This is a genomic window from Streptomyces mirabilis (genome assembly GCF_018310535.1).
Taxonomy (GTDB): Bacteria; Actinomycetota; Actinomycetes; order Streptomycetales; family Streptomycetaceae; genus Streptomyces.
In genome coordinates, this window is the sequence record NZ_CP074102.1 from 7,810,735 (window position 1) to 7,836,433 (window position 25,699).

22 protein-coding genes and 2 pseudogenes are annotated in these 25,699 nt (G+C 70.0%); 10 read left to right on the forward strand and 14 right to left on the reverse strand.

Annotated features, from left to right (window positions below; translation table 11 throughout):
* Positions 1–28: 28 nt before the first annotated feature.
* Positions 29–457, reverse strand: a complete 429-nt coding sequence (locus tag SMIR_RS34625; protein WP_168489729.1) for a PPOX class F420-dependent oxidoreductase — start codon at positions 455–457, stop codon at positions 29–31.
* Between the two features lie 93 nt (positions 458–550).
* Between SMIR_RS34625 and SMIR_RS34630 the strand changes: the two genes are divergently transcribed.
* Together SMIR_RS34630 and SMIR_RS34635 are read left to right on the forward strand one after the other, a co-directional pair.
* The gene (locus tag SMIR_RS34630) at positions 551–964 is read left to right on the forward strand and encodes a roadblock/LC7 domain-containing protein (RefSeq protein ID WP_168489728.1); all 414 of its coding nucleotides are present in this window, start codon (positions 551–553) and stop codon (positions 962–964) included.
* 128 nt (positions 965–1,092) lie between these two features.
* A complete protein-coding gene (locus tag SMIR_RS34635; protein ID WP_248002833.1) occupies positions 1,093–2,067 on the forward strand; it encodes a DUF6397 family protein in 975 nt (324 codons plus the stop codon).
* Positions 2,068–2,148: 81 nt separating this feature from the next.
* Here the strand turns inward: SMIR_RS34635 and SMIR_RS34640 are convergent, their stop codons facing one another.
* On the reverse strand, positions 2,149–3,015 hold the full coding sequence (locus SMIR_RS34640; RefSeq protein ID WP_168489726.1) for an acyl-CoA thioesterase: 867 nt from the start codon (positions 3,013–3,015) through the stop codon (positions 2,149–2,151).
* A 19-nt stretch (positions 3,016–3,034) separates the two neighbouring features.
* On the reverse strand, positions 3,035–5,548 hold the full coding sequence (locus tag SMIR_RS34645) for a DEAD/DEAH box helicase (protein WP_168489725.1): 2,514 nt from the start codon (positions 5,546–5,548) through the stop codon (positions 3,035–3,037).
* 145 nt (positions 5,549–5,693) lie between these two features.
* Here SMIR_RS34645 and SMIR_RS34650 point away from each other — a divergent pair, with 145 nt between their 5' ends.
* Positions 5,694–6,488, forward strand: coding sequence for a metal-dependent hydrolase (locus tag SMIR_RS34650; protein ID WP_101407657.1), 795 nt, complete (start codon positions 5,694–5,696; stop codon positions 6,486–6,488).
* Positions 6,489–6,559: 71 nt separating this feature from the next.
* Here SMIR_RS34650 and SMIR_RS34655 read toward each other — a convergent pair whose 3' ends face one another.
* The 4 genes from SMIR_RS34655 to SMIR_RS34670 all read right to left on the reverse strand — a co-directional run bounded on the left by SMIR_RS34655 (position 6,560) and on the right by SMIR_RS34670 (position 11,238).
* Positions 6,560–6,835 (reverse strand): type B 50S ribosomal protein L31, encoded by a 276-nt coding sequence (locus tag SMIR_RS34655; protein ID WP_168489724.1) that lies wholly within the window; start codon positions 6,833–6,835, stop codon positions 6,560–6,562.
* 33 nt (positions 6,836–6,868) lie between these two features.
* A complete protein-coding gene (locus SMIR_RS34660; RefSeq protein ID WP_168489723.1) occupies positions 6,869–7,339 on the reverse strand; it encodes a DUF5709 domain-containing protein in 471 nt (156 codons plus the stop codon).
* A gap of 267 nt (positions 7,340–7,606) precedes the next feature.
* On the reverse strand, positions 7,607–9,388 hold the full coding sequence (locus SMIR_RS34665) for an ABC transporter ATP-binding protein (protein WP_212727806.1): 1,782 nt from the start codon (positions 9,386–9,388) through the stop codon (positions 7,607–7,609).
* Complete coding sequence (locus SMIR_RS34670; protein ID WP_212727807.1) at positions 9,385–11,238, reverse strand: ABC transporter transmembrane domain-containing protein; 1,854 nt, start codon at positions 11,236–11,238, stop codon at positions 9,385–9,387. Before SMIR_RS34670 ends, SMIR_RS34665 begins: the two co-directional genes overlap by 4 nt.
* A gap of 335 nt (positions 11,239–11,573) precedes the next feature.
* On the opposite strand from SMIR_RS34670, the gene SMIR_RS34675 reads away from it, so the two are divergent.
* The 3 genes from SMIR_RS34675 to SMIR_RS34685 all read left to right on the forward strand — a co-directional run bounded on the left by SMIR_RS34675 (position 11,574) and on the right by SMIR_RS34685 (position 15,748).
* Entirely contained in the window at positions 11,574–12,320 is a 747-nt protein-coding gene (locus SMIR_RS34675; RefSeq protein WP_212727808.1) for a hypothetical protein, read from the forward strand.
* 87 nt (positions 12,321–12,407) lie between these two features.
* Complete coding sequence (locus SMIR_RS34680; protein WP_249938514.1) at positions 12,408–14,129, forward strand: peptide-N4-asparagine amidase; 1,722 nt, start codon at positions 12,408–12,410, stop codon at positions 14,127–14,129.
* Between the two features lie 152 nt (positions 14,130–14,281).
* Positions 14,282–15,748, forward strand: a complete 1,467-nt coding sequence (locus tag SMIR_RS34685) for a cation:dicarboxylate symporter family transporter (protein ID WP_212727809.1) — start codon at positions 14,282–14,284, stop codon at positions 15,746–15,748.
* 139 nt (positions 15,749–15,887) lie between these two features.
* On the opposite strand, the gene SMIR_RS34690 is transcribed toward SMIR_RS34685, so the two are convergent.
* On the reverse strand, positions 15,888–16,343 hold the full coding sequence (locus SMIR_RS34690) for a MarR family winged helix-turn-helix transcriptional regulator (protein ID WP_101407650.1): 456 nt from the start codon (positions 16,341–16,343) through the stop codon (positions 15,888–15,890).
* 115 nt (positions 16,344–16,458) lie between these two features.
* Between SMIR_RS34690 and SMIR_RS34695 the strand changes: the two genes are divergently transcribed.
* Both SMIR_RS34695 and mltG read left to right on the forward strand, forming a co-directional pair.
* Positions 16,459–18,258, forward strand: a complete 1,800-nt coding sequence (locus SMIR_RS34695; RefSeq protein ID WP_168489719.1) for an ABC transporter ATP-binding protein — start codon at positions 16,459–16,461, stop codon at positions 18,256–18,258.
* Between the two features lie 43 nt (positions 18,259–18,301).
* Entirely contained in the window at positions 18,302–19,204 is a 903-nt protein-coding gene (gene mltG, locus SMIR_RS34700; protein WP_212727810.1) for an endolytic transglycosylase MltG, read from the forward strand.
* A gap of 61 nt (positions 19,205–19,265) precedes the next feature.
* Here the strand turns inward: mltG and SMIR_RS34705 are convergent, their stop codons facing one another.
* From SMIR_RS34705 to SMIR_RS45000, 5 genes are all read right to left on the reverse strand, one after another.
* Positions 19,266–20,363, reverse strand: coding sequence for an NAD(P)-binding domain-containing protein (locus tag SMIR_RS34705; protein ID WP_212727811.1), 1,098 nt, complete (start codon positions 20,361–20,363; stop codon positions 19,266–19,268).
* Positions 20,364–20,470: 107 nt separating this feature from the next.
* The gene (locus tag SMIR_RS34710; RefSeq protein ID WP_212727812.1) at positions 20,471–21,499 is read right to left on the reverse strand and encodes an ABC transporter substrate-binding protein; all 1,029 of its coding nucleotides are present in this window, start codon (positions 21,497–21,499) and stop codon (positions 20,471–20,473) included.
* A 79-nt stretch (positions 21,500–21,578) separates the two neighbouring features.
* A complete protein-coding gene (locus SMIR_RS34715; RefSeq protein WP_212727813.1) occupies positions 21,579–22,370 on the reverse strand; it encodes an ABC transporter ATP-binding protein in 792 nt (263 codons plus the stop codon).
* Positions 22,343–23,230, reverse strand: a complete 888-nt coding sequence (locus SMIR_RS34720; RefSeq protein ID WP_212727814.1) for an ABC transporter permease — start codon at positions 23,228–23,230, stop codon at positions 22,343–22,345. Before SMIR_RS34720 ends, SMIR_RS34715 begins: the two co-directional genes overlap by 28 nt.
* Before the next feature lie 132 nt (positions 23,231–23,362).
* Complete coding sequence (locus tag SMIR_RS45000; RefSeq protein WP_390931299.1) at positions 23,363–23,473, reverse strand: putative leader peptide; 111 nt, start codon at positions 23,471–23,473, stop codon at positions 23,363–23,365.
* Positions 23,474–23,580: 107 nt separating this feature from the next.
* Here SMIR_RS45000 and SMIR_RS34725 point away from each other — a divergent pair, with 107 nt between their 5' ends.
* Positions 23,581–24,009, forward strand: a complete 429-nt coding sequence (locus tag SMIR_RS34725; protein ID WP_168489714.1) for a YjbQ family protein — start codon at positions 23,581–23,583, stop codon at positions 24,007–24,009.
* 508 nt (positions 24,010–24,517) lie between these two features.
* Here SMIR_RS34725 and SMIR_RS43795 read toward each other — a convergent pair.
* Positions 24,518–24,673, reverse strand: a pseudogene (locus SMIR_RS43795) (AsnC family transcriptional regulator); the annotation flags it as partial.
* A gap of 223 nt (positions 24,674–24,896) precedes the next feature.
* On the opposite strand from SMIR_RS43795, the pseudogene SMIR_RS43800 reads away from it, so the two are divergent.
* Positions 24,897–25,574 (forward strand): annotated as a pseudogene (locus SMIR_RS43800) (4-hydroxy-2-oxovalerate aldolase family protein); the annotation flags it as partial.
* Between the last annotated feature and the right edge of the window lie 125 nt (positions 25,575–25,699).

Genomic DNA, 25,699 nt, shown 5'->3' on the forward strand with positions numbered 1-25,699 from the left:
ATCGGGCCGAGACCTTCGAAGGAGAGACCTAGGCCGCCATCGAGGCCCAAGCCACGACCTTCTCGATCCTTACGCGGACGAGGAGTTCCCCCGGCACGCCGTTGCGCTTCCCGAGCTCCTCGGCCCGGTCCTCACCCATGTAGCGTGCGCCGATCCGAGCTGCCCAGTGACGCAGCTCGGCCAGATCCTCCGACAACTCGGCACGACCCTCCACCACCACGAAGTCGAACGGCGGCTGGTCGTCGTCCACGCAGAGGGCGACCCGCCCGTCGCGGGCCAGATTCCGTCCCTTCACACTCTCTTTCGCGGTGTTGAAGACTACGTGGTCGCCGTCCAGCAGAAACCAGATCGGCGCCACGTGCGGACTTCCGTCGGCGCGGACGGTCGACAGCTTTCCGGTGCGGGTGCCCTGGGAGACGAAGGCCCGCCATTGCTCATCGGTCATCTTCTGTGCCATGCGCCCATCCTGCTTGCCCGGAGGGCGGCCGTGGGGAAGGCTGGCTGGTCGGATCCTCCAGCCAGGGGGAAAAGCATCACGGGGAGATGGAGCATGGCGCAGAACACGGGGCTCGGCTGGCTGCTCGACGACCTGACCGAGCGCGTCGAACACGTACGGCACGCTTTGGTGCTGTCCAACGACGGGCTGGTGACCGGCGCGAGCACAGGACTTCGACGTGAGGACGCCGAGCACCTCGCGGCGGTCTCGTCGGGTCTGCACAGCCTGGCGAAGGGTTCAGGTCGGTACTTCGGCGCCGGTCAGGTGCGCCAGACGATGATCGAGTTCGACGACGCGGTACTTTTCGTCACCGCGGCGGGCGCGGGCAGCTGCCTGTGTGTTCTCAGCGCCGCGGAAGCCGACATCGGCCAGGTCGCCTACGAGATGACACTGCTCGTCAACCGTGTCGGCGAACACCTCGGCGTGGACGTCCGCCAACCGGAACGTCCGTCTTCTGTAGACCTCTGACCTGCGGATACGTCATCGCGGTCAGAGTTATCCACAGGCTCGCCGCGAGATCCGCCGAACCGGCTACGGTTTTTCTCGAAGCAAGCGCCCGACGGCGCGAGCACCTCACTCCACGGGGGAGAACCGTCATGTCCGGCAACACCATCACGCAGTCCACCGCCTCGCAGTCCACCACCTTGCAGGCCACGGCATCGAGGGCCGCCACATCGTCGCTCGGGCGCGCCGCGCGAGAACTGGAGCTCAAGCGCGGCGAGTTCGACCTCGCCCTGCATCTCGGATGCATCCGCACCGTTCCCGACGAGGGGGGAGGCGGACGCCGCGTCACCCGTGCGGAGATCGAGCGGGTGCGCTCCAAGGACGGCTTCCCCGAGGCATTGCGGGAACGCATCAAGGCCGTCGGCACCACGGAGGGCGCAGCGCTCATGGGCGTGACGGCCGCCAGGTTCACGCGCTTCGCGCGCTTGGGTCTGGTGGTGCCCGTGAAGTTCTATCTGAACCGGTACAGGGCTGTGGTCTGGCTGTATCTGGGCGAAGAACTTCGCCAGTTCGGGGCGGACGAGCAGAACGTCCCGCTGCTGAAGGGCCGTACACCCGAGGGACTCCGCGATCAGCTGGAAGCCGGCTTGGACCTCCGCCCTCGCAACTGGCGCGGCCGGCACATGGGATTCCTGCTGCGGCAGACCGAGGACCCCTGGGCGCGGGCCGCGATCGTGGCCTCCCTGCTCGACCCCGTTCAGGTGGCCGAGATTGTCAGGGACCCGTACGAGCGCGCGTATCTGAACCGCTTCCGGCCCGAGCGGGCCTCCCACGGCGCCGCGCCGGACACTCCTGCCGCGCACCTCGTCTCGCGCATCATGACGGCCGAGGATCCCGACGAGATCAGCTGGCTCCGTGCCGATCTGGGCCAGGCGCTCGTCGAGGCCCGAGAGCTCCGCCCCGCACCCCGCCCGACCCCCAAGGCCCCGCTGACGCCGGTCTCCCCTTCGGCCGCGGCTCCGGCGGCCTCGCGACCGCGGGAAGCCGTCCTCGACGACCGGGCCCCGAGCGTGGAGCCCGAGCGGCCACGGAGGCTCCTCGGGTGGCTGCGCCGCAGAAACCCCTGACGGGGCGCTCCTACCCGCGACGCCCTGACGAGTCCTCCCCGGACGGCTTCTTCCCGGGGGGACGGGCCCATTCCTGTATCCCTACAGCGCCCGGAAAAGTCCCTCCTGGACGACCGAGACGAGCAGGCGTCCCTCCAGGTCGTAGATGCGCCCGCGGGCCAGCCCGCGCCCGCCCGTCGCGATCGGCGACTCCTGGTCGTACAGGAACCACTCGTCCGCGCGGAACGGCCGGTGGAACCACATCGCATGGTCGAGCGAGGCCATGTCGAAGCCGCGCGGACCCCACAGCGGCTCCACCGGGATGCGGACGGCGTCCAGGAGGGTCATGTCGCTCGCGTAGGTGAGGGCGCAGGTGTGCACAAGCGGTTCGTCGCCCAGTGGCCCGACGGCACGCATCCACACCGCGCTGCGCGGCTCCGCGTCCTTGATCTCCTCCGGGGTCCAGCGCAGTCCGTCCACATACCGGATGTCGAACGGCTGACGGCGCGCCATGCGCTCCAGCGACTCGGGAAGCGCGCCCAGATGCTCGGTTATCTCCTGCGAGACCGTCGGCAGCGACTCCGGGTGCGGGATCTCACGGGCCGGCGGCAGCTGGTGCTCGAAGCTTCCGTCCTCAGGCTTGTGAAAGGAGGCGGTCAGATTGAAGATCGTGCGGCCCTGCTGCACGGCGGTGACGCGACGAGTGGTGAACGACCGCCCGTCCCTGACCCGTTCGACCTGGTACACGATCGGCACGCCCGGCCGGCCCGGGCGCAGGAAGTACGCGTGCAGCGAGTGCACCGGCCGGTCGCCCTCGGTGGTGCGCCCGGCCGCCACCAGGGCCTGGCCCGCCACCTGGCCGCCGAAGACCCGCTGCAGTTTTTCGTCCGGGCTGCGGCCACGGAAGATGTTGACCTCGATCTGCTCCAGGTCGAGCAGGTCGACGAGCCTCTCGGCTGGGTTCGTCATGTGTGGGATTCTCCTGTGCTCACAACTGGCCGACGTCGGTGACCTTGACGACCGCGCGACCCTCCGCGTCGGAGGCCACGAGGTCGACCTCCGCGCTGATGCCCCAGTCGTGGTCACCGTTCGGGTCGGCGAAGGTCTGACGGACGCGCCACAGACCGTTCTGCGGCTCCTCCACGATCGACAGCAGCTTGGGGCCACGGGCGTCGGGGCCTGTGCCGAGGTCCTCGTACTCGTCCCAGTACTTGTCCATCGCCTCGCCCCAGGCGTCGGCGTCCCAGCCGGATTCGCCGTCCATCTCGCCGAGTTCGTCGACGTTGTCGAGTGCGGCGAGTTCGACACGGCGGAACATCGCGTTGCGGACGAGGACACGGAAGGCGCGGGCGTTCGACGTGACCGGCTTGACCTGGTCGGCCCTCTCCTGGGCCTCCTCGGCCGTCATTTCCTCGGGGTTGGCGAGCTGCTCCCACTCGTCGAGGAGGCTCGAGTCGACCTGGCGCACCAGCTCGCCCAGCCAGGCGATCAGGTCCTCCAGGTCCTCGGACTTGAGGTCGTCCGGGACGGTGTGTTCAAGCGCCTTGTAGGCACTCGCGAGGTAACGCAGGACAATGCCCTCAGTACGGGCGAGCTCGTAGTGGGAGACGAACTCCGTGAAGGACATGGCCCGTTCGTACATGTCACGGATAACGGACTTCGGCGACAACGGATGGTCACCGACCCACGGGTGGCTCTTGCGGTAGGTGTTGTAGGCGTGGAAGAGCAGCTCCTCCAGCGGCTTGGGGTACGACACGTCCTGGAGCCGCTCCATGCGCTCCTCGTACTCGACGCCGTCCGCCTTCATCGCCGCCACGGCCTCGCCGCGTGCCTTGTTCTGCTGGGCCGCGAGGATCTGCCGTGGGTCGTCCAGGGTGGACTCCACGACGGACACCATGTCCAGGGCGTAGGAGGGGGACTCGGGGTCCAGAAGCTCGAACGCGGCGAGCGCGAAGGTCGACAGCGGCTGGTTGAGCGCGAAGTCCTGTTGCAGATCCACGGTGAGGCGCACGATGCGGCCCGTGGCGTCCGGCTCGTCGAGCTTCTCGACGATGCCGCCGTCAAGGAGCGAGCGGTAGATCGCGATCGCCCGACGGATGTGCCGCAGCTGCTGCTTGCGCGGCTCGTGGTTGTCCTCCAGCAGATGCCGCATCGCCTCGAAGGCGTTCCCGGGCCGGGCGATCACCGCCAGGAGCATGGTGTGGGTGACCCGGAAGCGGGAGGTGAGCGGCTCGGGATCGGAGGCGATGAGCTTCTCGAAGGTGTTGTCCGTCCAGCCGACGAAGCCCTCGGGAGCCTTCTTGCGGACCACCTTGCGACGCTTCTTCGGGTCGTCGCCCGCCTTGGCGAGCGCCTTCTCGTTCTCGATGACGTGCTCGGGCGCCTGCGCCACCACGAAGCCCGCCGTGTCGAATCCGGCGCGCCCGGCACGGCCGGCGATCTGGTGGAACTCACGGGCACGGAGCGTGCGCACCCGGTTGCCGTCGTACTTCGTCAGCGCCGTGAACAGCACGGTGCGGATCGGGACGTTGACGCCGACGCCGAGGGTGTCCGTGCCGCAGATGACCTTCAGCAGACCGGCCTGGGCCAGCTTCTCCACCAGCCGCCGGTACTTGGGCAGCATGCCCGCGTGGTGCACGCCGATGCCATGGCGTACGTACCGGGAGAGGTTGCGGCCGAACTTGGTGGTGAACCGGAAGTTGCCGATCAGCTCGGCGATCTGGTCCTTCTCCTCGCGCGTGCACATGTTGATGCTCATCAGTGCCTGCGCCCGCTCCACGGCCTGCGCCTGGGTGAAGTGGACGATGTAGACCGGAGCCTGCTTGGTCGCGAGCAGCTCGGTGAGCGTCTCCGTCAGCGGGGTCAGTACGTACTCGTAGGAGAGCGGCACGGGCCGCGTCGCCGAGCGGACCACCGACGTGGGCCGTCCGGTGCGCCGGGTGAGGTCCTTCTCGAACATCGAGACGTCGCCGAGCGTCGCCGACATCAGGATGAACTGCGCCTGTGGCAGTTCCAGGATCGGGATCTGCCACGCCCAGCCGCGGTCGGCCTCCGCGTAGAAGTGGAACTCGTCCATGACGACCTGGCCGACGTCGGCGTGCTTGCCGTCCCGCAGCGCGATGGACGCCAGCACCTCGGCGGTGCAGCAGATGATGGGGGCGTCGGAGTTCACGGAGGCGTCGCCGGTCAGCATGCCGACGTTCTCCGTGCCGAAGATCTTGCACAGCTCGAAGAACTTCTCCGAGACGAGTGCCTTGATCGGTGCCGTGTAGAAGGTGACCTCGTCGCGGGCGAGCGCGGCGAAGTGGGCGCCCGCGGCGATCATGCTCTTGCCCGAGCCGGTGGGCGTCGAGACGATCACGTTCGCACCCGAGACCACCTCGATCAGCGCCTCCTCCTGATGGGGGTAGAGCGTGAGACCGCGTTCTCCGGCCCACGACTCGAAGGCTTCGTAGAGGGCGTCGGGATCTGCGGTCTGCGGCAGCTGATCGATAAGGGTCACGCCCCCATCTTGCCTGTCAACCCGCTCGATGGGGGAATCGGATGCTCGTCCGAAGATCACGACCGTTACGCTGTGGCGCCGACGAAGCGTCAGCGTATGCGGGCAACTGGACAGCGGCGAAAGAAGAATGGGGCGGGGAACGGCCATGATGGGACCAGCACACTCACTCTCGGGAGCCGCGGCCTGGCTCGGCGTCGGAGCGGCGGCGGCCGCCGCCGGTCACACGATGCCCTGGCCGGTCCTCCTCGTCGGCGCCCTGATCTGCGCGGGTGCCGCGCTCGCCCCCGACCTGGACCACAAGGCGGCGACGATCTCGCGGGCCTTCGGGCCCGTCTCACGGACCCTGTGCGAGATCGTCGACAAGCTCTCGTACGCCGTCTACAAGTCGACCCGCAAGCCGGGCGACCCACGGCGCAATGGCGGCCATCGCACGCTGACGCACACCTGGCTGTGGGCGGTGATGATCGGCGCGGGCACCGCGGCCCTTGCGATCACAGGTGGCCGCTGGGCGGTCCTGGCCATCCTCTTCGTGCACATGGTGCTGGCGATCGAGGGCCTGCTGTGGCGGGCCGCCCGCGGCTCCAGCAGCGACGTCCTGGTCTGGCTGCTGGCGGCGACCAGCGCCTGGATCCTCGCCGGAGTCCTGGACAAGCCGGGCAACGGCTCGGACTGGCTGTTCACCGCACCGGGCCAGGAGTACCTGTGGCTCGGACTGCCGATCGTCCTGGGAGCCCTGGTACACGACATCGGGGACGCGCTGACGGTGTCCGGCTGCCCGGTCCTGTGGCCCATCCCGATCGGCCGCAAGCGCTGGTACCCGATCGGCCCGCCCAAGGCGATGCGCTTCCGTGCCGGCAGCTGGGTGGAGCTCAAGGTGCTCATGCCGGTCTTCATGCTGCTCGGCGGGGTGGGCTGCGCGGCGGCGCTCAACGTCATCTGAGCGAGAGCGTCAGCCCCGCACGCCCGAGGAGGAGTGCCTGCTCCTCGCGCCCGAGCGCGGGGGGCACCCCCTCATGCCGTCTCGTCCTTGCCCGCTCCCTGCCCCGCACCGCCGTACCGCCTCTCGAACTGTGCGATCCGGCCCTCCGAGTCCACGGTCCGGGCCTTGCCCGTGTAGAAGGGGTGGCTCTCCGAGGAGATCTCGACGTCGACGACCGGGTAGGTCTCGCCGTCGTCCCACTCGATGGTCTGGTCGCTCGTCGCGGTGGACCGGGTGAGGAAGGCGTACCCGGCGGCGCGGTCGCGGAAGACGACGGCGCGGTAGTCGGGGTGCTTGTCCTGCTGCATGGGTGCTCCTTGGGGGAGGGGGGCGAGGGCCGGTCAGCCGGACGCGGTGTCCTCGTCGACGATGTGCATCGCGGCCTCCTCGGCCGAGGCCGCGGCGCCGTCGATGCCGACGTCGGTGGCGATCAGCCCGCTCTCGTCGTCCTCGTGCGCTCCTTCATTGGGGGCGACGAGACGACCGGAGCGGCTGGCGCCCACTTCGTTGTCCCAGGGTTCGCCGTCGGTGCCCTGGCAGTCGCCGATGCCGTCTCCGTCCGGCTCGGCGACGTCGGGCATCTCCTCCGCGAGGCGCTGGTCCAGAGTCTCGCCCTGTCGGCGCTCCGCGGCGGTCACCCCGGCATGCTCCACCGCCCACGGCCGCTCCGGCGGGGACCAGCCCCGGTCGAGCGGGTCACCGACACCGTCGGAGAGCAAGGTGTCCTCGGAGTCGAGCAGCCCCGCGTCGTCCTGTACCTCGGATCCGTCGGGCTGGTAGACGTCGTCTCCCCATCCGTCGACGCTGTTCACGGGTACCTCCAGGTGATGCGGGCGAGCCCGATCCCACCGCGCTCGACGGCGGGCGCGCGGGCCACTCGACACAGGCTTCGCCCTTCGCGAACCGGGTGGTTCCCGGGCGTTCCCCGAGCCGGTGCCGTTATCCAGCCTTCCACTCCGGTTCGGCACTGCGCAACGCCACACGGTCCGAGGCGGTGCGGGCGCGCCCACGGAGGCAGGTCCCGGGCGCCGGTGCGACCGCTGCCGCACACGAGCGCGGACCGCACCGGCAGGGCACCCTCACCCGTGCCAGGACCGCCACAACGCCGCGTAGGCACCGTCGGCCGTGACCAGCTCGTCGTGACTGCCCAGCTCACTGATCCGGCCGTTCTCCACGACGGCGATGACGTCCGCGTCGTGGGCGGTGTGGAGCCGGTGGGCGATGGCGACCACGGTGCGTCCGTCGAGGACGCGGGCCAGCGAGCGTTCCAGGTGACGGGCCGCGCGCGGGTCGAGCAGCGAGGTCGCTTCGTCCAGGACCAGGGTGTGCGGATCGGCGAGGACCAGCCGGGCCAGGGCGATCTGCTGAGCCTGGGCCGGGGTGAGCGCGAGCCCGCCCGAGCCGACCTCGGTGTCCAGACCGTCGTCCAGCGCCCGCGCCCAGCCGTCCGCGTCCACCGCTCCGAGCGCCGCCCACAGCTCGGCGTCGACCGCTCCCGTCCTGGCGAGCAGCAGATTGTCCCGCAGGGAGCCCACGAAGACGTGGTGCTCCTGGTTGACCAGGGCCACGTGGGAGCGGACCGCCTCGGCGGGCATCCGGGACAGCTCGGCACCGCCGAGCGTGACGCGGCCGTCCCGGGGTGCGTAGATTCCGGCGAGCAGCCGGCCCAGCGTGGACTTACCCGCTCCGGACGGTCCGACCAGCGCGAGCCGGGTGCCCGGCGCGACCTCCAGGGAGACCTCGCGCAGCACGTCCACCCCGGCCCGGTAGCCGAAGCGCACCTCGTCCGCGCGCACGTCCCGCCCGTCCGGGACCATCTCCGGGTCGCCCGCGTCCGGCTCGATGTCCCGGACGCCGACCAGCCGGCCCAGCGACACCTGGGCGACCTGCAGCTCGTCGTACCAGCGCAGGATCAGGCCCACCGGATCGACGAGCATCTGCGCGATGAGCGCGCCCGTCGTCAGTTGCCCCACGCCGATCCAGCCCTGAAGGACGAAGACCCCGCCGATCATCAGGACCGAGCAGAGGATCACCACGTGCGTGACACCGATGACCGGGAAGAGCACCGTGCGCAGCCAGAGCGTGTAGCGCTCCCAGGCCGTCCACTCCTTGATCCGGCGCTCCGACAGCTCGATGCGGCGCTCGCCCAGGCGGTGCGCCTCGACGGTGCGACCCGCGTCCACGGTCTCGGCGAGCGCGGCGGCGACGGCGGCGTAACCGGCGGCCTCGGAGCGGTAGGCGGACGGTGCGCGCTTGAAGTACCAGCGGCAGCCGATCAGCAGGATGGGCACGGCTACCAGTACGGCGGGGGCGAGCGGCGGCGCGGTCACGGCGAGCCCGCCGAGCAGCAGGGCCACCCACACCACGCCGATGGCGAGCTGCGGTACGGCTTCGCGCATCGCGTTGGCGAGCCGGTCGATGTCCGTGGTGATGCGGGACAGCAGGTCGCCCGTGCCGGCCCGCTCGAGGACGCCGGGCGGCAGCCCGACCGACCGTACGAGGAAGTCCTCGCGCAGATCGGCCAGCATCCGCTCGCCGAGCACGGCTCCGCGCAGCCGCACCTCGCGTACGAACACGGCCTGTACGACGAGTGCCACGGCGAACAGCGCGGCGGTGCGCTCCAGATGGAGCTGCCGCGCGTGGTCCGAGACCCGCTCGACGATCGAGCCCAGCAGATAGGGGCCGGCCATCGAGGCCACCACGGCCACCGTGTTGGAGGCGATGAGCAGCAGGAAGGCCCGACGGTGCCGCCGGAAGAGTTCGGTCACGTAGGCGCGTACGGTCGCGGGGGCACCGACGGGCAGGGTGTGCGCCGTCGTCGGGGCCGCCGGGTCGTAGGCCGGTGGCGCCAGGCCGATCATGCGGTCTCCTCGATTTCTTCCAGTTCCTTCAGTACGCCGCTCAGGTCGGCCTCGTCCTCTTCCCGCACATGGCTGCGCGCGGCCCTGTCTTCTTCCCGCACACTGCTCCGCGCGGCCTCGTCATCGGTCTCCCGGGTCACCACGGCCCGGTACCGCGGCTCACCGCGTACCAGCTCGCGGTGTACGCCGACCGCCACGACCTCGCCCTCGTGCACCAGAACGACGCGGTCCGCGTGGTCCAGGAGCAGCGGCGAGGAGGTGAGGACGACCGTCGTGCGCCCGGTGCGCAGGGCGCGCACGCCATCGGCGATCCGGGCCTCGGTGTGCGAGTCGACGGCGGAGGTCGGCTCGTCGAGGACCAACACTTCGGGATCCGTGATCAGCGACCGGGCCAGGGCCAGGCGCTGGCGTTGGCCGCCGGAAAGGGAGCGTCCGCGTTCGGTGATGCGGGCCTCCATCGGGTCCCCGGCGTCCAACGACCCCTGGGTGAGCGCGTCCAGGACATCGCCGCACTGCGCGGCGGTCAGTGCGGCCTCGGCGCTGACGAGACCCGAGGAAGGCACGTCGAGCAGCTCGCGCAGCGAGCCGGACAGCAGCACCGGGTCCTTGTCCTGGACGAGGACGGCCGTACGGGCGGAGTCGAGCGGCAAGTCGTCGAGGGGTACGCCTCCCAGGAGCACCGAGGTGCCCCCCTCCGTGGGGTGGCCACCCAGCCGCGCGGCGAGCACACCCGCCGCGTCCGGGTCGCCGCACACCACGGCGGTGAGCCGCCCGGCGGGCGCGAGCAGCCCGGTCGCGGGGTCGTACAGATCCCCGGACGGTACCTCGGCCGAGCGCGATCCGCCGCTGTCCATGGCCCGTTCCAGGGACAGCACCCGGGCGGCGCGCTTGGCGGACGGGCGGGAGAAGGAGTAGGCCATCGCGATCTCCTCGAAGTGTCGCAATGGGTAGGTGAGCAGCATGACCGCGCTGTACACGGTGACGAGTTCGCCGACCGTGATATGGCCGTCGCGGGCCAGGTGAACGCCGCGCCAGATGACGGCGATCATCAGTAGGCCGGGCAACAGCACCTGGATGGCCGAGATCAGCGACCACATCCGGGCGCTGCGCACGGCCGCGTGGCGGACCTCCTGGGAGGCGCGGCGGTAGCGGTCGAGGAACAGTTCCTCGCCGCCGATGCCGCGCAGCACGCGCAGGCCCGCGACGGTGTCGGAGGCCAGCTCGGTGGCGCGGCCGGCCTTCTCTCGCTGGAAGTCCGCGCGCCGGGTGGCACGGGGCAGCAACGGCAGTACGGCGAGCGCCAGGACGGGCACACCCACCGCGACGAGTACGCCGAGCGCGGGCTGGTAGACGACCAGGCCGACACAGACCAGCACGACGGTCAGGGCGGCCGCCGCGAACCGTGACAGGGCCTCCACGAACCAGCCGATCTTCTCGACGTCGCCGGTCGAGACAGCGACGACCTCGCCGGCCGCGACACGTCGCGTCAGGGCGGAGCCCAACTGGGCGGTCTTGTGGGCCAGCAGCTGCTGGACGCGCGCGGCGGCGGTGATCCAGTTGGTTACCGCAGCCCGGTGCAGCATGGTGTCGCCCAGCGCGATGCAGGCGCCGCACAGCACCAGCAGCCCACCGGTCAGGGCGAGTCGGGTGCCGGAGCGGTCGACGACGGCCTGGACGGCGAGGCCGACGCAGAACGGCAGCCCGGAGACGGCCACGAAGTGCAGCAACCCCCAGGCAAGGGCCTTGAACTGCCCTCCGAGCTGATTCCGGCCGAGCCACCACAGGAATCGGGGACCCGAGCGCGCGTCCGGCACACCCGGGTCGGGATAGGGAAGGTCTTGAATCTGCATGACGTCCCAGTGGCTCGTGTAAGGGGTGGGGTCAGGGAATGGGGCCGGGGCGAAGCCGTGGAGTTCCGGCGACCGACCGTGGGGGGTCGGCAGCAAACCGTGAAAGGTTCGCGTCATGGTGGGACCGGAGGCAAACGATTTTTCATCCCAGGACACGGATTCAGGACAGAGGGCCGGGATGCGAGTTCGTGAGACAGGAGTTCGGGGCAGGGGCGCCGAGACAAGGCTGGGACCACCTCCGGCCCATCGAAAGTGTGCCCGGAAAGACAACGCCTGATCGAGAAGTCGGGGGGGTAGGGGTTATTCGTCCGATACGTGATGCAACGATGGGGCGCATGCGAAAAGACAGTGCGAGGCGTACGGGGTTCACCGCCGTGGCGTGCGGTGCCCTCGCTGTGCTCCTGTCGGCCTGCGGAGGCTCGGGAGGCGGGAGCGGCGCGGTGAAGGACCACGGCGGAGCCGGTGCCAAGGGCGAACAAGCCCCCGCACGCACCGTCGATCTGACCCGGATACCGGAGGTCGGCAACCGCCTGCAGGCCCGGATCCCGTCCGACTCCCACCAGGTGGTGGCGGTCTACGGCGAGGGCAGGGACTCCGCCGACTCCACGGTCGTGCTGTACGCGAAGTCCGGTTCCACCTGGGAGGTGCGGCGTACCTGGCACGCTCACAACGGGACGAAGGGCTGGACCACCGACCATCACGAGGGTGACAAGCGCAGCCCCGTCGGGGTGTTCTCGCTCACCGACGCGGGCGGAGTGCTCGACGACCCGGGCGCACTGCTCCCGTACGACCACTCGGCGGCTTATCAGGCTCCCCGCGATTGGGCCAGGTCGCACTGGCACGACTTCGACTACGTCGTCGCCATCAACTACAACCGCCGCGTGGGTACCCCGCCGGACAATCCGGACCGCCCCCTGGGTCAGACGAAGGGCGGCAGTATCTGGCTGCACATGGACCACGGCAGCGGTACGTCCGCGTGTGTCAGCGTGCCCAAGTCGGCCATGGAATATCTCCTGCGGACGCTCGACCCGCATCAGCACCCTGTCATCGTGATGGGGGACAAGGCCGATCTGAAGGTGTAGCGGCCGTGGCCGACCGGGCTGCCCCACGTGGTGCGGTCACCGAGTGCCCATTGCGGGGCGGGCCGACTCCCCCGTAGAACACCGCACATGAGAAGACGGATCGTCATGTCCATGCTCGCCGGAGTGATCCTCTCGGCGAGCACCTTCCTGGGAGTGGGCCCGGCCTCGGCGGCACCACCGGCGGACGCTGCCCGGCCCGTCGGCACCCCCGCCCGGTCGGCGGATCAGACCGCCGACGCGCCCCACGACGCGCCCACCGGGAATGCCGCCGATAAGCCCACCGGGACTGCCCCCGAGACGCCCGCCGAGTTCGGCACCGACTGGCACGACCCCCTGACCGCCGCCCCGCCGGTGGCGAGACCCGCCACCAAGTCCTGTGCGGTGACGGTCGCCGAGGCGCAGTTCCGTGACTTCACGCCGTACCGGGGCACGTACACACCGCCGAGCGGCTGCGGTGACCGCTGGAGCAAGGTCGTCCTGCGGCTCGACGGCAAGGTCAAGGGACGCCAGTTCGACCGGCTCGGCTATCTCCACATCGGCGGCGTGGAGATCCTCCGCACCTCCACCCCGGAGCCCTCGCCCGACGGCATCCAGTGGTCCGTCGAGAAGGACGTGACCAGGTACAGCGACACGTTCCGGCGCGGCGGCGACGTCGAGATGCTCATCTGGAACGTCGTCGACGACACGTACACCGGGGTCCTCGACGTGAAGGTGACCCTGACCTTCTACGCGGAGGGCGGCGCGGTGAAGTCCGCCGCGACCCCCGACCGTGTCCTCACCCTCCAGGACGGCACCCTCACCACCCCGCGCAACAGCGAGCGCATCGTCGCCGAGGTGTACGCGACCGGCTCAGGCGGCGGCTGCGAGGAGTACTGGTACCTGACCGTGCCCGACCCCGCTCCGTACTCCTGCAAGGCGGACAAGGGCCCCTACCGCGAGGTGCAGATCAAGGTGGACGGCCAACTCGCCGGCATCGCCGAGCCGTTCCCGACCGTGTGGACCGGCGGCTGGTCCAACCCCTTCCTCTGGTACGTGATCCCGGGCCCGCGCGCCTTCGACATCAAGCCGATCGAATACGACCTCACGCCCTATGCCGGTCTCCTCAACGACGGTCGTCCGCACCGGATCGACGTCTCCGTCGTGGGCGTCCCCGTGGGCCAGACCGGCTGGAGCGCCCCGGTCGACGTCCTCGTCTGGCAGGACGCGAAGCGCGCGCACGTGACCGGCGCGCTCACCGAGGTCAGGGCGGGCGACCTCACCAACTCCTCGACGTACACGCCCGGTTCGGAAGAGCGGCTCGACACCGTGGGCGGACACCGGCTGACGACCGCCGGATACGTCGACACCTCGCACGGCCGGGTGTGGACCACCGTGCGCCGCACGCTCGCCAACACCTCCGCGCACCGCTGGACCGACGGGGAGAACACGGATGCGCTCAAGGCCACCTGGACCGACGACGAGACGGTCACCGTCGACGGGCGGGGACCGGTCGGCGTGACGCGCACCCACCGCACGTACACCATGGACGGCACCACGACGCTCGCCGCGGACGACCGGTTGCGGACCGTGCTGACGCTCGGCGACCGGGCCGCGGTCGACGAGACGCGCGGCGACCGGCGCACCACGTGGTCCCGGCTCGACGACACGTACGCGGGAGACGCGACGTATACCGCGAACGTGCCCCGCGACCAACGGCATGCGGTCGGAACGACGAGTGAGCGCTACCGGCTGTACGGCTCGGACGGCTGCTACGACCGCGTTCTGGTCACCGTGCAGGGAGTGCTGACGCGGGACCGCAGCGACTGCTGAGCCTGCTGGGGCCCCGGGTGGGGAACGACACGTCTGTTCCAGGATTTACGTGGACGTGACACAGAGGTATCCGGCGGCACCGGCAACTCCTCAATAGTGATCGCTGCGGAAGGAAGTTTCCGCATACCAGAAGTCCCCTCGGAGGAGTGCCCGTGCCGCCGTCTGTACCGTCCCCGCGACGCGTCGCACGCATACTGCGTACCTCACTGTTCGCGCAGGTCGCCTGCGCGCTCGTACTCGGAATCGTCGTCGGAAGGCTGTGGCCGGACACGGCCACGACCTTCCAGCCGCTCGGCGACGGTTTCGTGCGCCTCATCAAGGCGGTCATCTCACCGCTCGTGTTCTGTGTGGTGGTCGTCGGCATCACCAAGGCCGGTGACCTGAAGGCCTTCGGCCGGATCGGGCTCAAGGCCCTGATCTGGTTCGAGGTCGCGTCCACCGCCGCGCTGCTCCTCGGGCTGATCGCGGCGAACGTCGTCGGCCCGGGCTCGGGCATGCACGCCGACCCCTCGAAGCTCGACGCCTCCGCCGTCGACGGCAAGACCGGTGGCGGCTCGCTCCCGTCGACCGGCGAATTCATCCTGAACGCGCTGCCGCAGAGCGCGGTCGGGGCCTTCGCCGAGAACTCCCTGCTCCAAGTCCTCGTCCTCGCCTGCCTGGTGGGCGCGGCGCTGCTCCACCTCGGCAACTCCAAGGTGCCCAAGGTGCTTCCCGCCATCGAGCAGGTCCAGGACGTCGTCTTCGCGATCGTCGGCTTCATCATGAAGCTGGCCCCGCTCGCGGTGTTCGGCGCCATGGTCCACCTCGTGGGGGAGTACGGGCTCGGCGTCATCAAGACGTACGGCAAGCTGATCGTCCTGTGTTACGCGGTCGCGCTGGTGTTCCTCGCGCTGCTAGCCGTCGCTCTGAAGGCGGTCACCGGGCTCAGCCTGTGGAAGTTCGTCCGTTACACCCGCGAGGAGATGCTGCTCGCGCTCGGTACCGCCTCCAGTGAGACGGTCATGCCCCGCATGATGCAGAAGCTGCGCCAGGCGGGCTGCCGCGACGACGCCGTGGGCCTGGTCCTGCCCACCGGCTACTCCTTCAACCTCGACGGCGCCTCGATCTACCTGTCCATCGGTACGTTGTTCATCGCGCAGGCGGTGGGGGTGGATCTGAGTCTGGGCCAGCAGATCACCGTCGTTCTGGTCCTCATGCTGACCAGCAAGGGCATGGCGGGTGTGCCGGGTTCGGCCTTCCTCGCCCTCTCCGCGACGGCCTCCTCGCTCGGTGTCATCCCCGCCGGAGCGGTCGCCCTTCTCCTGGGCGTGGACCGCATCATGGACTCGATGCGCGTCGCGACGAACCTGCTCGGCAACTGCGTCGCCGTCTTCGCGGTGTCCCGCTGGGAGGGCGCGCTCGACACGGAACGGGCGAAGAAGATGCTGGACGGCGAGATCGCGTTCGTGGAGGAGGACGACGTGCCGCGGACGCAGAAGTCGCCGATGGAAGAAGCGGGGTCCGAATCGACCAGGGCGGACATCCCCGCCCAGTCGACCAGGGCGGACATCCCCGCCCAGTCGGCCAAGGCGGAAGTCCCCGCCCAGTCGGCCAAGGAACCTGCCCCCGAGATCGGTTGACCGACCCGGGACGGGTCACCGCCTCGGATCCCCGGAACGGGTCGCGCGCACCCACTCCAGTCGTACGGAGCGGGTGCCCCGGCCCGTCGCTTTGTCCGCCGCTCGTACGCTGCGCCACGAGCGCGCCAATGACAACCCCTCAGCAGCGCTGCTCAAGCCTGGGCATGCCGTCCACCAGCGTGTCCAGCAGCCCCCCGAGTATTTCGCGCTGCTCGTCCGTCAACGGCGCCAGGATCTCCTCCGCGGCCGACCGGCGTGCGCCGCGCAGCTCCCGCAGTGCCTCGCGCCCCTCGTCCGTGACCTCGATCCGGATCACCCGCCGATTGGTGGGATCGGGGACCCGGCGCACCTTCCCGCTCGCCTCCAGGCCGTCGACCAGCGTGGTCACGGCCCTGGGCACCACCTCCAGGCGCTCGGCGAGATCGGCCATGCGCGGGGGTGAGCTGTAGTGCGCGAGCGTGCGCAGCAGCCGGGACTGGGCCGGGGTGATGCCCAGCTCGCGCTGCTCCAGGTGCCGCTTCTGGATGCGGTGCACACGTCGGGTCAGCCGCAGCAACTGCTCGGCGAGCAGGCCGTCGGCATCGGGGGTGGTCATGCGGGAACAATATCAGGATGCGGTTCATTGTGAGTATAGGTAACAATGAGCTAGGCTCCGCCAGTCATCGTTTGCCTGCCCTGCGTAGCCGTCGTCTCACCTCCCGTAGGAGCCCATGCGTCCCGACCGATCCACCTGGACCCCGTCACCCGCCGAGGGCGAACAGCCACGGCAGGTGCGCCGCATCCTGAAGCTGTTCCGGCCCTACCGCGGCCGCCTCGCGATCGTCGGCCTGCTGGTCGGCGCCTCGTCCCTGGTCACCGTCGCGACCCCCTTCCTGCTGAAGGAGACCCTGGATGTCGCGATCCCCCAGGGCCGCACCGGTCTGCTGAGCCTGCTCGCGCTCGGCATGATCCTCAGCGCGGTCGTCACCAGCATCTTCGGCGTCCTGCAGACCCTGATCTCCACGACCGTCGGCCAGCGCGTCATGCACGACCTGCGCACCGCCGTGTACGGCCGGCTGCAGCGCATGTCGCTGGCCTTCTTCACGCGGACCCGCACCGGCGAGGTCCAGTCCCGCATCGCCAACGACATCGGCGGCATGCAGGCGACCGTGACCTCCACCGCCACCTCGCTGGTCTCCAACCTCACCAGCGTGGTCGCCACGATCGTCGCGATGGTCGCCCTGGACTGGCGGCTCACCGTGGTCTCGCTGCTCCTGCTGCCGGTCTTCGTGTGGATCAGCCGGCGCGTCGGCAACGAACGCAAGAAGATAGCGACCCAGCGTCAGAAGCAGATGGCCGCGATGGCCGCCACCGTGACCGAGTCGCTCTCCGTCAGCGGCATCCTGCTCGGCCGCACCATGGGCCGAGGCGATTCGCTCACCAAGGCGTTCGAGGCCGAGTCCGACAGCCTGGTCGACCTCGAGGTGAAGTCGAACATGGCGGGCCGCTGGCGCATGTCCGTCATCGGCATCGTCATGGCCGCCATGCCGGCCGTCATCTACTGGGCCGCGGGCATGGCCCTCCAGTTCGGCGGCCCGTCCGTGTCGATCGGCACGCTCGTCGCCTTCGTCTCGCTCCAGCAGGGTCTGTTTCGGCCCACGGTCAGCCTGCTGTCCACCGGCGTCCAGATCCAGACCTCGCTCGCGCTCTTCCAGCGCATCTTCGAGTACCTCGACCTGCCCATCGACATCACCGAGCCGGAGCACCCGGTCCACCTCGACCAGGTCAAGGGTGAGATCCGCTTCGAGGACGTCGAGTTCCGCTACGACGACAAGAGCGGCCCGATCCTGGAGGGCATCGACATCACCGTCCCCGCGGGCGGCAGTCTCGCCGTCGTCGGCCCGACCGGCTCCGGCAAGTCCACGCTCAGCTATCTGGTGCCACGGCTGTACGACGTCACGGGAGGCCGCGTCACGCTGGACGGCGTCGACGTACGGGACCTCGACTTCGACACACTCGCCCGCGGGATCGGCGTCGTCTCCCAGGAGACGTACCTCTTCCACGCCTCGGTCGCGGACAACCTGCGCTTCGCCAGGCCCGACGCCACCGACGAGGAGCTGCAGGCGGCGGCCAGGGCGGCCCAGATCCACGACCACATCGCGTCACTGCCCGACGGGTACGACACGGTCGTGGGTGAGCGCGGCCACCGGTTCTCCGGCGGCGAGAAGCAGCGCCTCGCCATCGCCCGCACGATCCTGCGGGACCCGCCGGTCCTCATCCTCGACGAGGCGACCAGCGCCCTGGACACCCGCACGGAGTACGCCGTGCAGGAGGCCATCGACGCCCTGTCGGCCAACCGGACCACGCTCACCATCGCGCACCGGCTCTCCACCATCCGTGGCGCCGACCAGATCGTCGTCCTCGACTCCGGCCGCGCGGTCGAACGCGGCACGCACGAGGAGCTGTTGGAGCGGGAGGGGCGCTATGCGGCGCTCGTCCACCGGGACGCCCAACTGGAGTCGACAAGATGACGATATGCCGGGTTTATGGGCTTTAGCGGGTTACCGTGCCCGCATGCAGATGAACACTCCGCCACGGAGCACGATTCGACTGACGCGCCGGGGCCGGGTCGCCCTCATCGCGACCGGAGCCGTCGTGGCGGCCACCGCCGTGGCGGTGCCGCTGCTCACCCTGACCACGGAGGACGAGGAGACGCGGCCCACGTCCCTCGTCATCCGGGAGGGCTGGCGCACCGGCCAGGTCTACGAGGCTGTCGACAGGGCCCTCGCGCTGCCCCTGGGATCCACCAAGAAGTCCCTGGCCAACGCCAACCTCAAGTTGCCCAATAACGCGGAGGGCAACCCCGAGGGCTACCTCTACCCGGCGACGTACCCCCTCGACAAGACGGCGACCCCCGAGTCCCTGCTGGCGCTCATGGTCAACACCGCGAACAAGAAGTTCAGCGGCAGTCCCGTCACCGCGGGCGCCCAGCGCAACGCGATGAACATCTATCAGGCGATCACCATCGCGAGCATCATCCAGGCCGAGGCCGTCACCAAGGCCGACATGGGCAAGGTGGCCCGGGTCATCTTCAATCGCCTGGAGCGGGGCATGCCGCTGCAGATGGACGCGACCCTCAACTATGCGCTGAACCGCTTCACGCCGACCACGACCACGAATGACACGAAGCTCGAGAGCCCCTACAACTCGTACCAGCGCATGGGGCTGCCGCCCACACCGATCGCCAACCCCGGCGAAGCCGCGATGCGTGCCGCGGTCAATCCCACCCCGGGCGGCTGGCTGTACTTCGTCACGGTCAAGCCGGGCGACACCCGGTTCACGGCCAGCTACGAGGAACAGCAGAGGAACGTCGCCGAATTCAACCGGCTCCGGAGGAGCGCCTCCCCCTCCCCCTCGAATTCGAACGCGATTTCGACCCCGGTCCCGGGCTCGCCATCCGCCTCGACCCCGCGCTGAAGCCCGGTGCCCGGTGCCCGGTCGACCCAGCCCACGAGGTCTTCGAGCCGGCCACGGGGCATCAGGCGCCGACGGTCACTCCCGCCAGCAGCCGCCTGATGTCCCGTACCGCCGCGCGCCCGGCCCGGTTGGCGCCGATGGTGCTGGCGGAAGGCCCGTACCCGACCAGATGGATCCGGGGATCGGCGAGCGCGCGCGTCCCCTCGACGCGGATGCCGCCGCCCGGCTCACGCAGCCGCAGCGGCGTCAGATGGTCGAGGGCGGCACGAAAACCGGTCGCCCACAGGATGACGTCCGCGTCGACGTGACGGCCGTCGGCCCATGCGACGCCGTCCGGGGTGATCCGGTCGAACATCGGTTGCCGGTTCAGCACGCCGTCGGCCAGAGCCTGCCGGATCGCGTCGTTCAGCGGCAGCCCCGTCACCGACACGACACTCTTGGGAGGCAGCCCCTGCCGGACCCGTTCCTCCACGAGCGCGACGGCCGCGCGCCCCACGTCCTCGGTGAAGGGTCCCTCACGGAAGACGGGCGGCCGCCGTGTCACCCAGGTCGTCGCGGCCGCGTAGGGGGCGATCTCCATCAGATGCTGGGTGCCGGACGCGCCGCCGCCCACGACGACCACCCGCTGCCCGGCGAACTCCTCGGGCCCCGGGTACTGCGCCGTGTGCAACTGCCGCCCACGGAAGGTCTCCTGGCCCGGATAGCGCGGCCAGAACGGCCGGTCCCAGGTGCCCGTGGCATTGATCAGCGCCCGCGTCGACCACGTACCGTCGGAGGACTCGACCAGCAGCCGCCCGCCTGCACCCTCCCGCACGGCCCGCACGTCCACCGGCCGCCGTACCCGCAGGTCGAAGGTGCGCTCGTAGGTGTCGAAGTACTCCGCGATCACCTTGGAGGACGGCCGCGCCGGGTCCGCGCCCTCCAGCTCCATACCGGGCAGGGAGTGCATCCCGTGCACCTTGCCGTACGTCAGCGACGGCCATCGGAACTGCCAGGCGCCGCCCGGACGCGGTGCGTGATCCAGCACCACGAAGTCCCGCTCCGGCTCGAAACCGCCCCGCCGCAGGTGATAGGCGCTGGACAGTCCTGCCTGTCCAGCGCCTATGACGACGACATCGACCTCGCGGACCTCGCGCGCCTGCACCCCGGTGTTGTTCACGCTTCCACTAACTCGACCGGGGTGCGGGATCTTCCCGAACGGCGACGCCTGTGAGCCACTCGACGCGCGACCTCTGTCGGGCGGGAACCGGTACGGACGGACGGTGGTCAGGAGTCCTTGTAGACGCGGGGCGTGGTGGTGGAGGGCGGCAGCCCGCCGTTGAAACGGGTGTCCACGAAGGCGGCGAAGTCGACCTTGCCCGGGATCAGCTTCAGCTCGGTGAAGGTGTCCGCGATCTGCTGCTCCGACGCGATGAGCGGCTTGTCGACGGCGACCGCGATCCGGCTGGCGTTGGTGCGCTTCACCGAGGCGAGCGCCACCTCGTACGGCAGTCCGGTGTCCTTCGCCCACACCTTGGCCCAGGCGTCCGGATGCCGGTACACCCAGTCCTGGGCGCGCCGCAGCCGCTCCAGATAGTCCTTGATGGCCGCGGCCTTCTTGGTGTCCTTCAGCGCACTCGGTGCCGCCACCTGGAAGCTGAGCCCGTTGACGACGCCGTCCCCGTCGGTCAGGATCCGGCCCTGCTTGGTGTCGAGGACCTGTGAGGTGTACGGGTCCCACACCGCCCACGCGTCCACCTTGCCACCGGTGAACGCGGCGAGCGCGTCGGCGGGCTGCAGATACTTGACCTTCACATCGCTCAGCTTCAGCCCCGCCTCCTTGAGCGAGGCGATCAGCTGGAAGTGCGCGGACGAACCCTGCGCCACGGCGATGGACCTGCCCTTGAGCTCCTCGGGCTTCCGCAGCGACGAGTCCTTCGGCACGAGGATGGCCTCGCCCTTGGACGTGCCGTGCCAGGCAGCCACCACCGAGACCTTCGATCCCGCGCCGGCCGCGAAGACCGGCGGGGTGTTGCCGACGCCGCCGATGTCGACGGCCTTGGCGTTGACGGCCTCCAGGAGGGGCGGACCGGATGTGAACGTCGACCACTTGATCTTGTAGTTGAGGTCCTTGAGTTCTCCGGCGGCCCGCAGCACCGCCTCGGAACCACCCTTCTGGTCACCGACGTTGAGCGTGAGGGAACCCTTGCCGTCGGTTCCGGCCCCCGCGGTGTCGGCGGCCGAGTTCCCGCCGCAGGCGGCCAGTAGCAGAGTCAGAGGGAGGAGCAGGGCGGCGGGGACGAGGTGTCGGCGCATGGCGATTCCGTTCGACTGGTTCAGGTGAAGTGACGGTGAGGTGACGGCGAAGGGCGACTGATGGGTGGGGAGGGGGAGCTCAGGCGACGGTGTCGACGCCCAGGCGCTCCAGGAGGCCGGCACGCAGTTCGGCGAAGCGGGGATCGGCGATGTCGCGCGGCCGGTCCAGGTCGACCTGGGTCTCGTACGCGATGACACCGCCGTCCATGACGAGGACCCGGTCGGCGAGCAGCACGGCCTCCTCGACGTCATGCGTGACCAGCAGCACGGCACAGCCGCGGCGCCGCCACAGTTCGCCGACGAGCCGCTGCGCCTTGATGCGGGTGAGGGCGTCCAGCGCGCCGAACGGCTCGTCGAGCAGCAGCAGATCGGGTTCGCGGACCAACGCACGGGCCAGCGAGGCACGTTGGGCCTCGCCGCCGGAGAGCGTCTTGGGCCAGGCGTTCGCGCGGTGGGTGAGTCCGACCTCGGTCAGCGCCTGCTCGGCGACGGCGCGTTCGGGCTTGCCGGGCAGGCCCAGCAGGATGTTGCGCCACACCTTCTTCCACGGCATGAGCCGGGGCGCCTGGAACGCGACGGCCTTGCGCCGCGGGACGAGCACAGTGCCCTCGATGTCACGGTCGAGCCCGGCGAGGATGCGCAGCAGCGTGGACTTGCCGCAGCCGCTGCGGCCGAGCAGAGCCACGAACTCGCCGGGACGCACGTCGAGTCGGAGGTCGTCGATGACGGCGCGCCCGTCGAAGGAGCGGGTCAGTCCCTGCACGCGTACCGCGGGGGCCTGGGTGGTCGGGTGTCGCCGATCGGTCGCGGTCTTCTGCTGGGCGGTGGCGCCCTTCTCGAGGGTCACCGGCCCGTGAACGTCGGTCGCCATTGCAGCAGCAGCCTTTCGAGGGAGCGGACGATGAAGTCGGCGAGCAGGCCGAGAAAGGCGTAGACGATCAGGCAGACCACGATCACATCGGTCCGCAGGAAGTCACGGGCCTGCACCATGAGGAAACCGATCCCAGCGTCCGCGTTGATCTGCTCGGCGAAGACGAGTGCGAGCCAGGCGATACCGAGGGAGTAGCGAAGCCCGGTCATCGCCCCGGGCAGCGCGCCCGGCAGCACGACATGCCGGACGAGCCCCCACCGGGAGAGGCCGAGGGACTCCCCGGCCTCGATGAGCTGGGAATCGACGCCGCGGATACCGGCGTACACGTTCAGATAGAGGGGGAAGGACACCCCCAGCGTGATGATCGCGATCTTCGGGGCCTCGCCGATGCCGAACCAGATGATGAACAGCGGGATCAGTCCCACGAAGGGCACCGTCCGCAGCATCTGGACGCTCGCGTCCACGAGGTCCTCGCCGACACGGAAGAGCCCGGAGACGAGGGCGAGTCCGGTGCCGACGAGGGTTCCGAGCAACAGCCCCACCGCGACGCGCTGCAAAGAGACGCCCATCGCGTTCGGCAGCGAACCATCGGCGATCAGATTGCCGCCGACCCGTGCGATGGTGCCCGGAGAGGCGAGGATGTCGGGGGTCAACACCTTTGTGCTGCTCAGGAGTTGCCACAGCGCGAGCAGCAGGAGCGGGCCGGAGGTGCGGCGCAGCCAGCGGGGCACGCGGGTGTGGCGGGTGGAGAGGGGGACGATCGGAACGAGCTCGGGTGGCGCCGACTGGGCCGCACCACTCTTGGATGTGTCCGATATATCGGGCTTGGAAGGGCTGGGTGGGGCATGGCTGATGCTCATGAGTGCTCCACGGGGAGGAGAGCGGCCGGAGAGGAATACGCCGTGGCTCCGCCGCGTCAGCGGCTCAGGGCGAGCCGCGACGTGCGGGTGGAGCGGAGCGAGGACGCGGTGGAACGGGGGAGTGAAAGGGCGTCAGCGGCCGCGGCGACACGCGGCGGAGGCCACCCGCAGCAGGTCGATGTGACCGCGCGTGGTGAGCATGGCTGAACGCAACATGCGGGTGAAAGTAGCCAGGTGCTCCATGCCCGGTCAATGGTGTCTTGCGGAATGGAACGCGGAATGGAACGCGTGTATAAGGGTGCGGGTCGTCGGTCGTGTGCGGAATCCCGCGGACGGGTGAGAATCGGGTCATGCCCGATGCCTTCACCACCCGAGTCCTGAACGTCGCCACCGGTTCGGCGGAAACGGTCGTCGACCTCACCCGCGACTGCGAGGCCTTCCTCCGAGAGGTGGCGGCGGGCCGCGACGGCCTCCTGAATGTCTTCGTGCCCCACGCCACCGCCGGTGTCGCGATCATCGAGACCGGCGCCGGAAGCGACGACGACCTCCTCGCCGCGCTGCACTCCCTGCTCCCCGCGGACGACCGCTGGCAGCACCGCCACGGCAGCCCCGGGCACGGCCGTGACCACGTACTCCCCGCCGTCGTCCCGCCCCACGCGACACTTCCGGTGCTGGGCGGGAGGCTGGAACTGGGGACGTGGCAGTCGGTGTGCCTGGTGGACACGAACAGGGACAATCCCAACCGTCAGGTGCGGTTGAGCTTTCTTGGCGCTGCCTGACGCCGGGCCGGCGGTTTTGCTGCTCAGGTGGGCCCGCCCTGCAGAACCTGTCGCGAAGCCAGACATCGATCACCAGGTTGTGCGGGCCGGCCGTGATCGCGCACGACTGGACCTCCCGCACCCCGGCCAGCACCTTGCTGGTCTCCTCCACGTGCCGGCCCGGTACCGAGGTGAAGTACGCGGCGGACAGCGGCCATCCCGACAGCGGCTTGGGCAGATCGCAACGCAGGCTCAGCCGTGAGGCGAGCAGCGACTGCGGCTTGCGACGCATCGTGGTGATGCGGGCCAGTTCGTCCAGGCTCCGAGCCTGTACGGCGGCCGCCAGATCGCGGCCGCCCGCCGCGAGCTCGATGTTCGCCACCGCGGGGTCCGCCGCGAGGGCCTGCGCCACGTCCTGGGCGACGCCTGGTTCGGTGTCCACCTCGACCACACCGGTCACCACGATCCGCGAGTTGGACAGCCGGGGATAGGCCGTCACCCACGTCAGGCCTGCGTCCTCCAGCCGGTGCCACCGCCGCGCGGCGGTGACCGGGTTGACCCCGAGCACCTCACCGACCAGCGTCCACGGGGCCCTGGGATGGATCTGCAGGGCGTGGACGACACCGCGGTCGAGTTCGTCGAGCTCTGTTGCGGCTTCCGCAGCGGCACAATCCTGCACGCCCATGGGTGGCGCTTCTCTGCGCGATCCGTGGGAATCCGATGGGAAGTCTGCACCGTGACCCCAGGTCTTCTTCCGTATTCCACACTCCTTCGCCTGCTCCCGATACGGAGGAGTGACCGCGCCCCATGACGCATGCCACGTTGCGGGAGGTCACCCGGACCGCCCCGCGGATCCACAACGCCCGGCTCATCGACGGGATTCGCCGCCCGGCCGCCGCGCGGAACTCGACCCGGTCCTGGTCACGTTGGACACCGCGACGCGACTGCGGCAGACGCTCGACGCCGGAATCACCACCGCACGCGATCTGGGCGGCCTGTCGGCGGGCTACCGCACGGCCGTCGAGACCGGACGGATCGTGGGTCCGCGGCTGCACACGGCCGTACGGATCCTCAGCCACACCGGTGGCCACGCTGACCTTCGCCTGCCCGACGGTACCGACCTGACTGCCGGAATGTCCGAGATCGCCGACACCGCCGACGCGGCCCGGCTCGCCGTGCGCCGGGTACTGCGCGAGGGCGCCGACCTGGTGAAGGTCCGCGCCACGGGTGGCATGGGCAGCCCCTACGACGACCCTGACGACGAGGGTCTGCTGGAGGAGGAGATCCGTGCCGTCATGGACGAGGCCCGGCGCCACGGCGGCAAGCCGGCCGCCGCCCACGCCCAGGGCAACGCGGATGATGATGTCCCACAGGACCGCGAGGTCCGCGTCGACCGCGAGACCCTCACCCTCGGCTACGCCGGGGTGTACTCCAGCTTCCCGCGCCACGCCGAGACCGCGGCTGCTCGCCACGGACCGGACACCCGTGCCGTCCTCGTCGAGGTCGGCCGCCGGGGCATGGCGGGCGGCCAGGAGGACATGATCACGGACGTCGCGCTCGACCTCGCGGCGCGAGAGCGGACGTGATGCCTCACCGAGTGCAGACGCGACGATGACGCCGCCGACAGCCGCCTGTGCCGCGCAGGCGCGGCCGGGCGTCTTGTCTGCCGGGGAGAGCCGGAGAAGGCCGTCACCCACCTCCGGGACCAGAT

Bases quoted from the DNA above. Each gene is read 5' to 3' on its own strand.
- SMIR_RS34625 (WP_168489729.1), bottom strand. From the start codon at position 457: ATGGCACAGAAGATGACCGATGAGCAATGGCGGGCCTTCGTCTCCCAG.
- SMIR_RS45000 (WP_390931299.1), bottom strand. From the start codon at position 23,473: ATGGAGCACCTGGCTACTTTCACCCGCATGTTGCGTTCAGCCATGCTC.
- SMIR_RS34635 (WP_248002833.1), top strand. From the start codon at position 1,093: ATGTCCGGCAACACCATCACGCAGTCCACCGCCTCGCAGTCCACCACC.
- SMIR_RS34675 (WP_212727808.1), top strand. From the start codon at position 11,574: ATGCGAAAAGACAGTGCGAGGCGTACGGGGTTCACCGCCGTGGCGTGC.
- mltG (WP_212727810.1), top strand. From the start codon at position 18,302: ATGCAGATGAACACTCCGCCACGGAGCACGATTCGACTGACGCGCCGG.
- SMIR_RS34650 (WP_101407657.1), top strand. From the start codon at position 5,694: ATGATGGGACCAGCACACTCACTCTCGGGAGCCGCGGCCTGGCTCGGC.
- SMIR_RS34680 (WP_249938514.1), top strand. From the start codon at position 12,408: ATGAGAAGACGGATCGTCATGTCCATGCTCGCCGGAGTGATCCTCTCG.
- SMIR_RS34655 (WP_168489724.1), bottom strand. From the start codon at position 6,835: ATGCAGCAGGACAAGCACCCCGACTACCGCGCCGTCGTCTTCCGCGAC.
- SMIR_RS34690 (WP_101407650.1), bottom strand. From the start codon at position 16,343: ATGACCACCCCCGATGCCGACGGCCTGCTCGCCGAGCAGTTGCTGCGG.
- SMIR_RS34695 (WP_168489719.1), top strand. From the start codon at position 16,459: ATGCGTCCCGACCGATCCACCTGGACCCCGTCACCCGCCGAGGGCGAA.
- SMIR_RS34640 (WP_168489726.1), bottom strand. From the start codon at position 3,015: ATGACGAACCCAGCCGAGAGGCTCGTCGACCTGCTCGACCTGGAGCAG.
- SMIR_RS34670 (WP_212727807.1), bottom strand. From the start codon at position 11,238: ATGCAGATTCAAGACCTTCCCTATCCCGACCCGGGTGTGCCGGACGCG.
- SMIR_RS34710 (WP_212727812.1), bottom strand. From the start codon at position 21,499: ATGCGCCGACACCTCGTCCCCGCCGCCCTGCTCCTCCCTCTGACTCTG.
- SMIR_RS34665 (WP_212727806.1), bottom strand. From the start codon at position 9,388: ATGATCGGCCTGGCGCCACCGGCCTACGACCCGGCGGCCCCGACGACG.
- SMIR_RS34630 (WP_168489728.1), top strand. From the start codon at position 551: ATGGCGCAGAACACGGGGCTCGGCTGGCTGCTCGACGACCTGACCGAG.
- SMIR_RS34720 (WP_212727814.1), bottom strand. From the start codon at position 23,230: ATGAGCATCAGCCATGCCCCACCCAGCCCTTCCAAGCCCGATATATCG.
- SMIR_RS34715 (WP_212727813.1), bottom strand. From the start codon at position 22,370: ATGGCGACCGACGTTCACGGGCCGGTGACCCTCGAGAAGGGCGCCACC.
- SMIR_RS34725 (WP_168489714.1), top strand. From the start codon at position 23,581: ATGCCCGATGCCTTCACCACCCGAGTCCTGAACGTCGCCACCGGTTCG.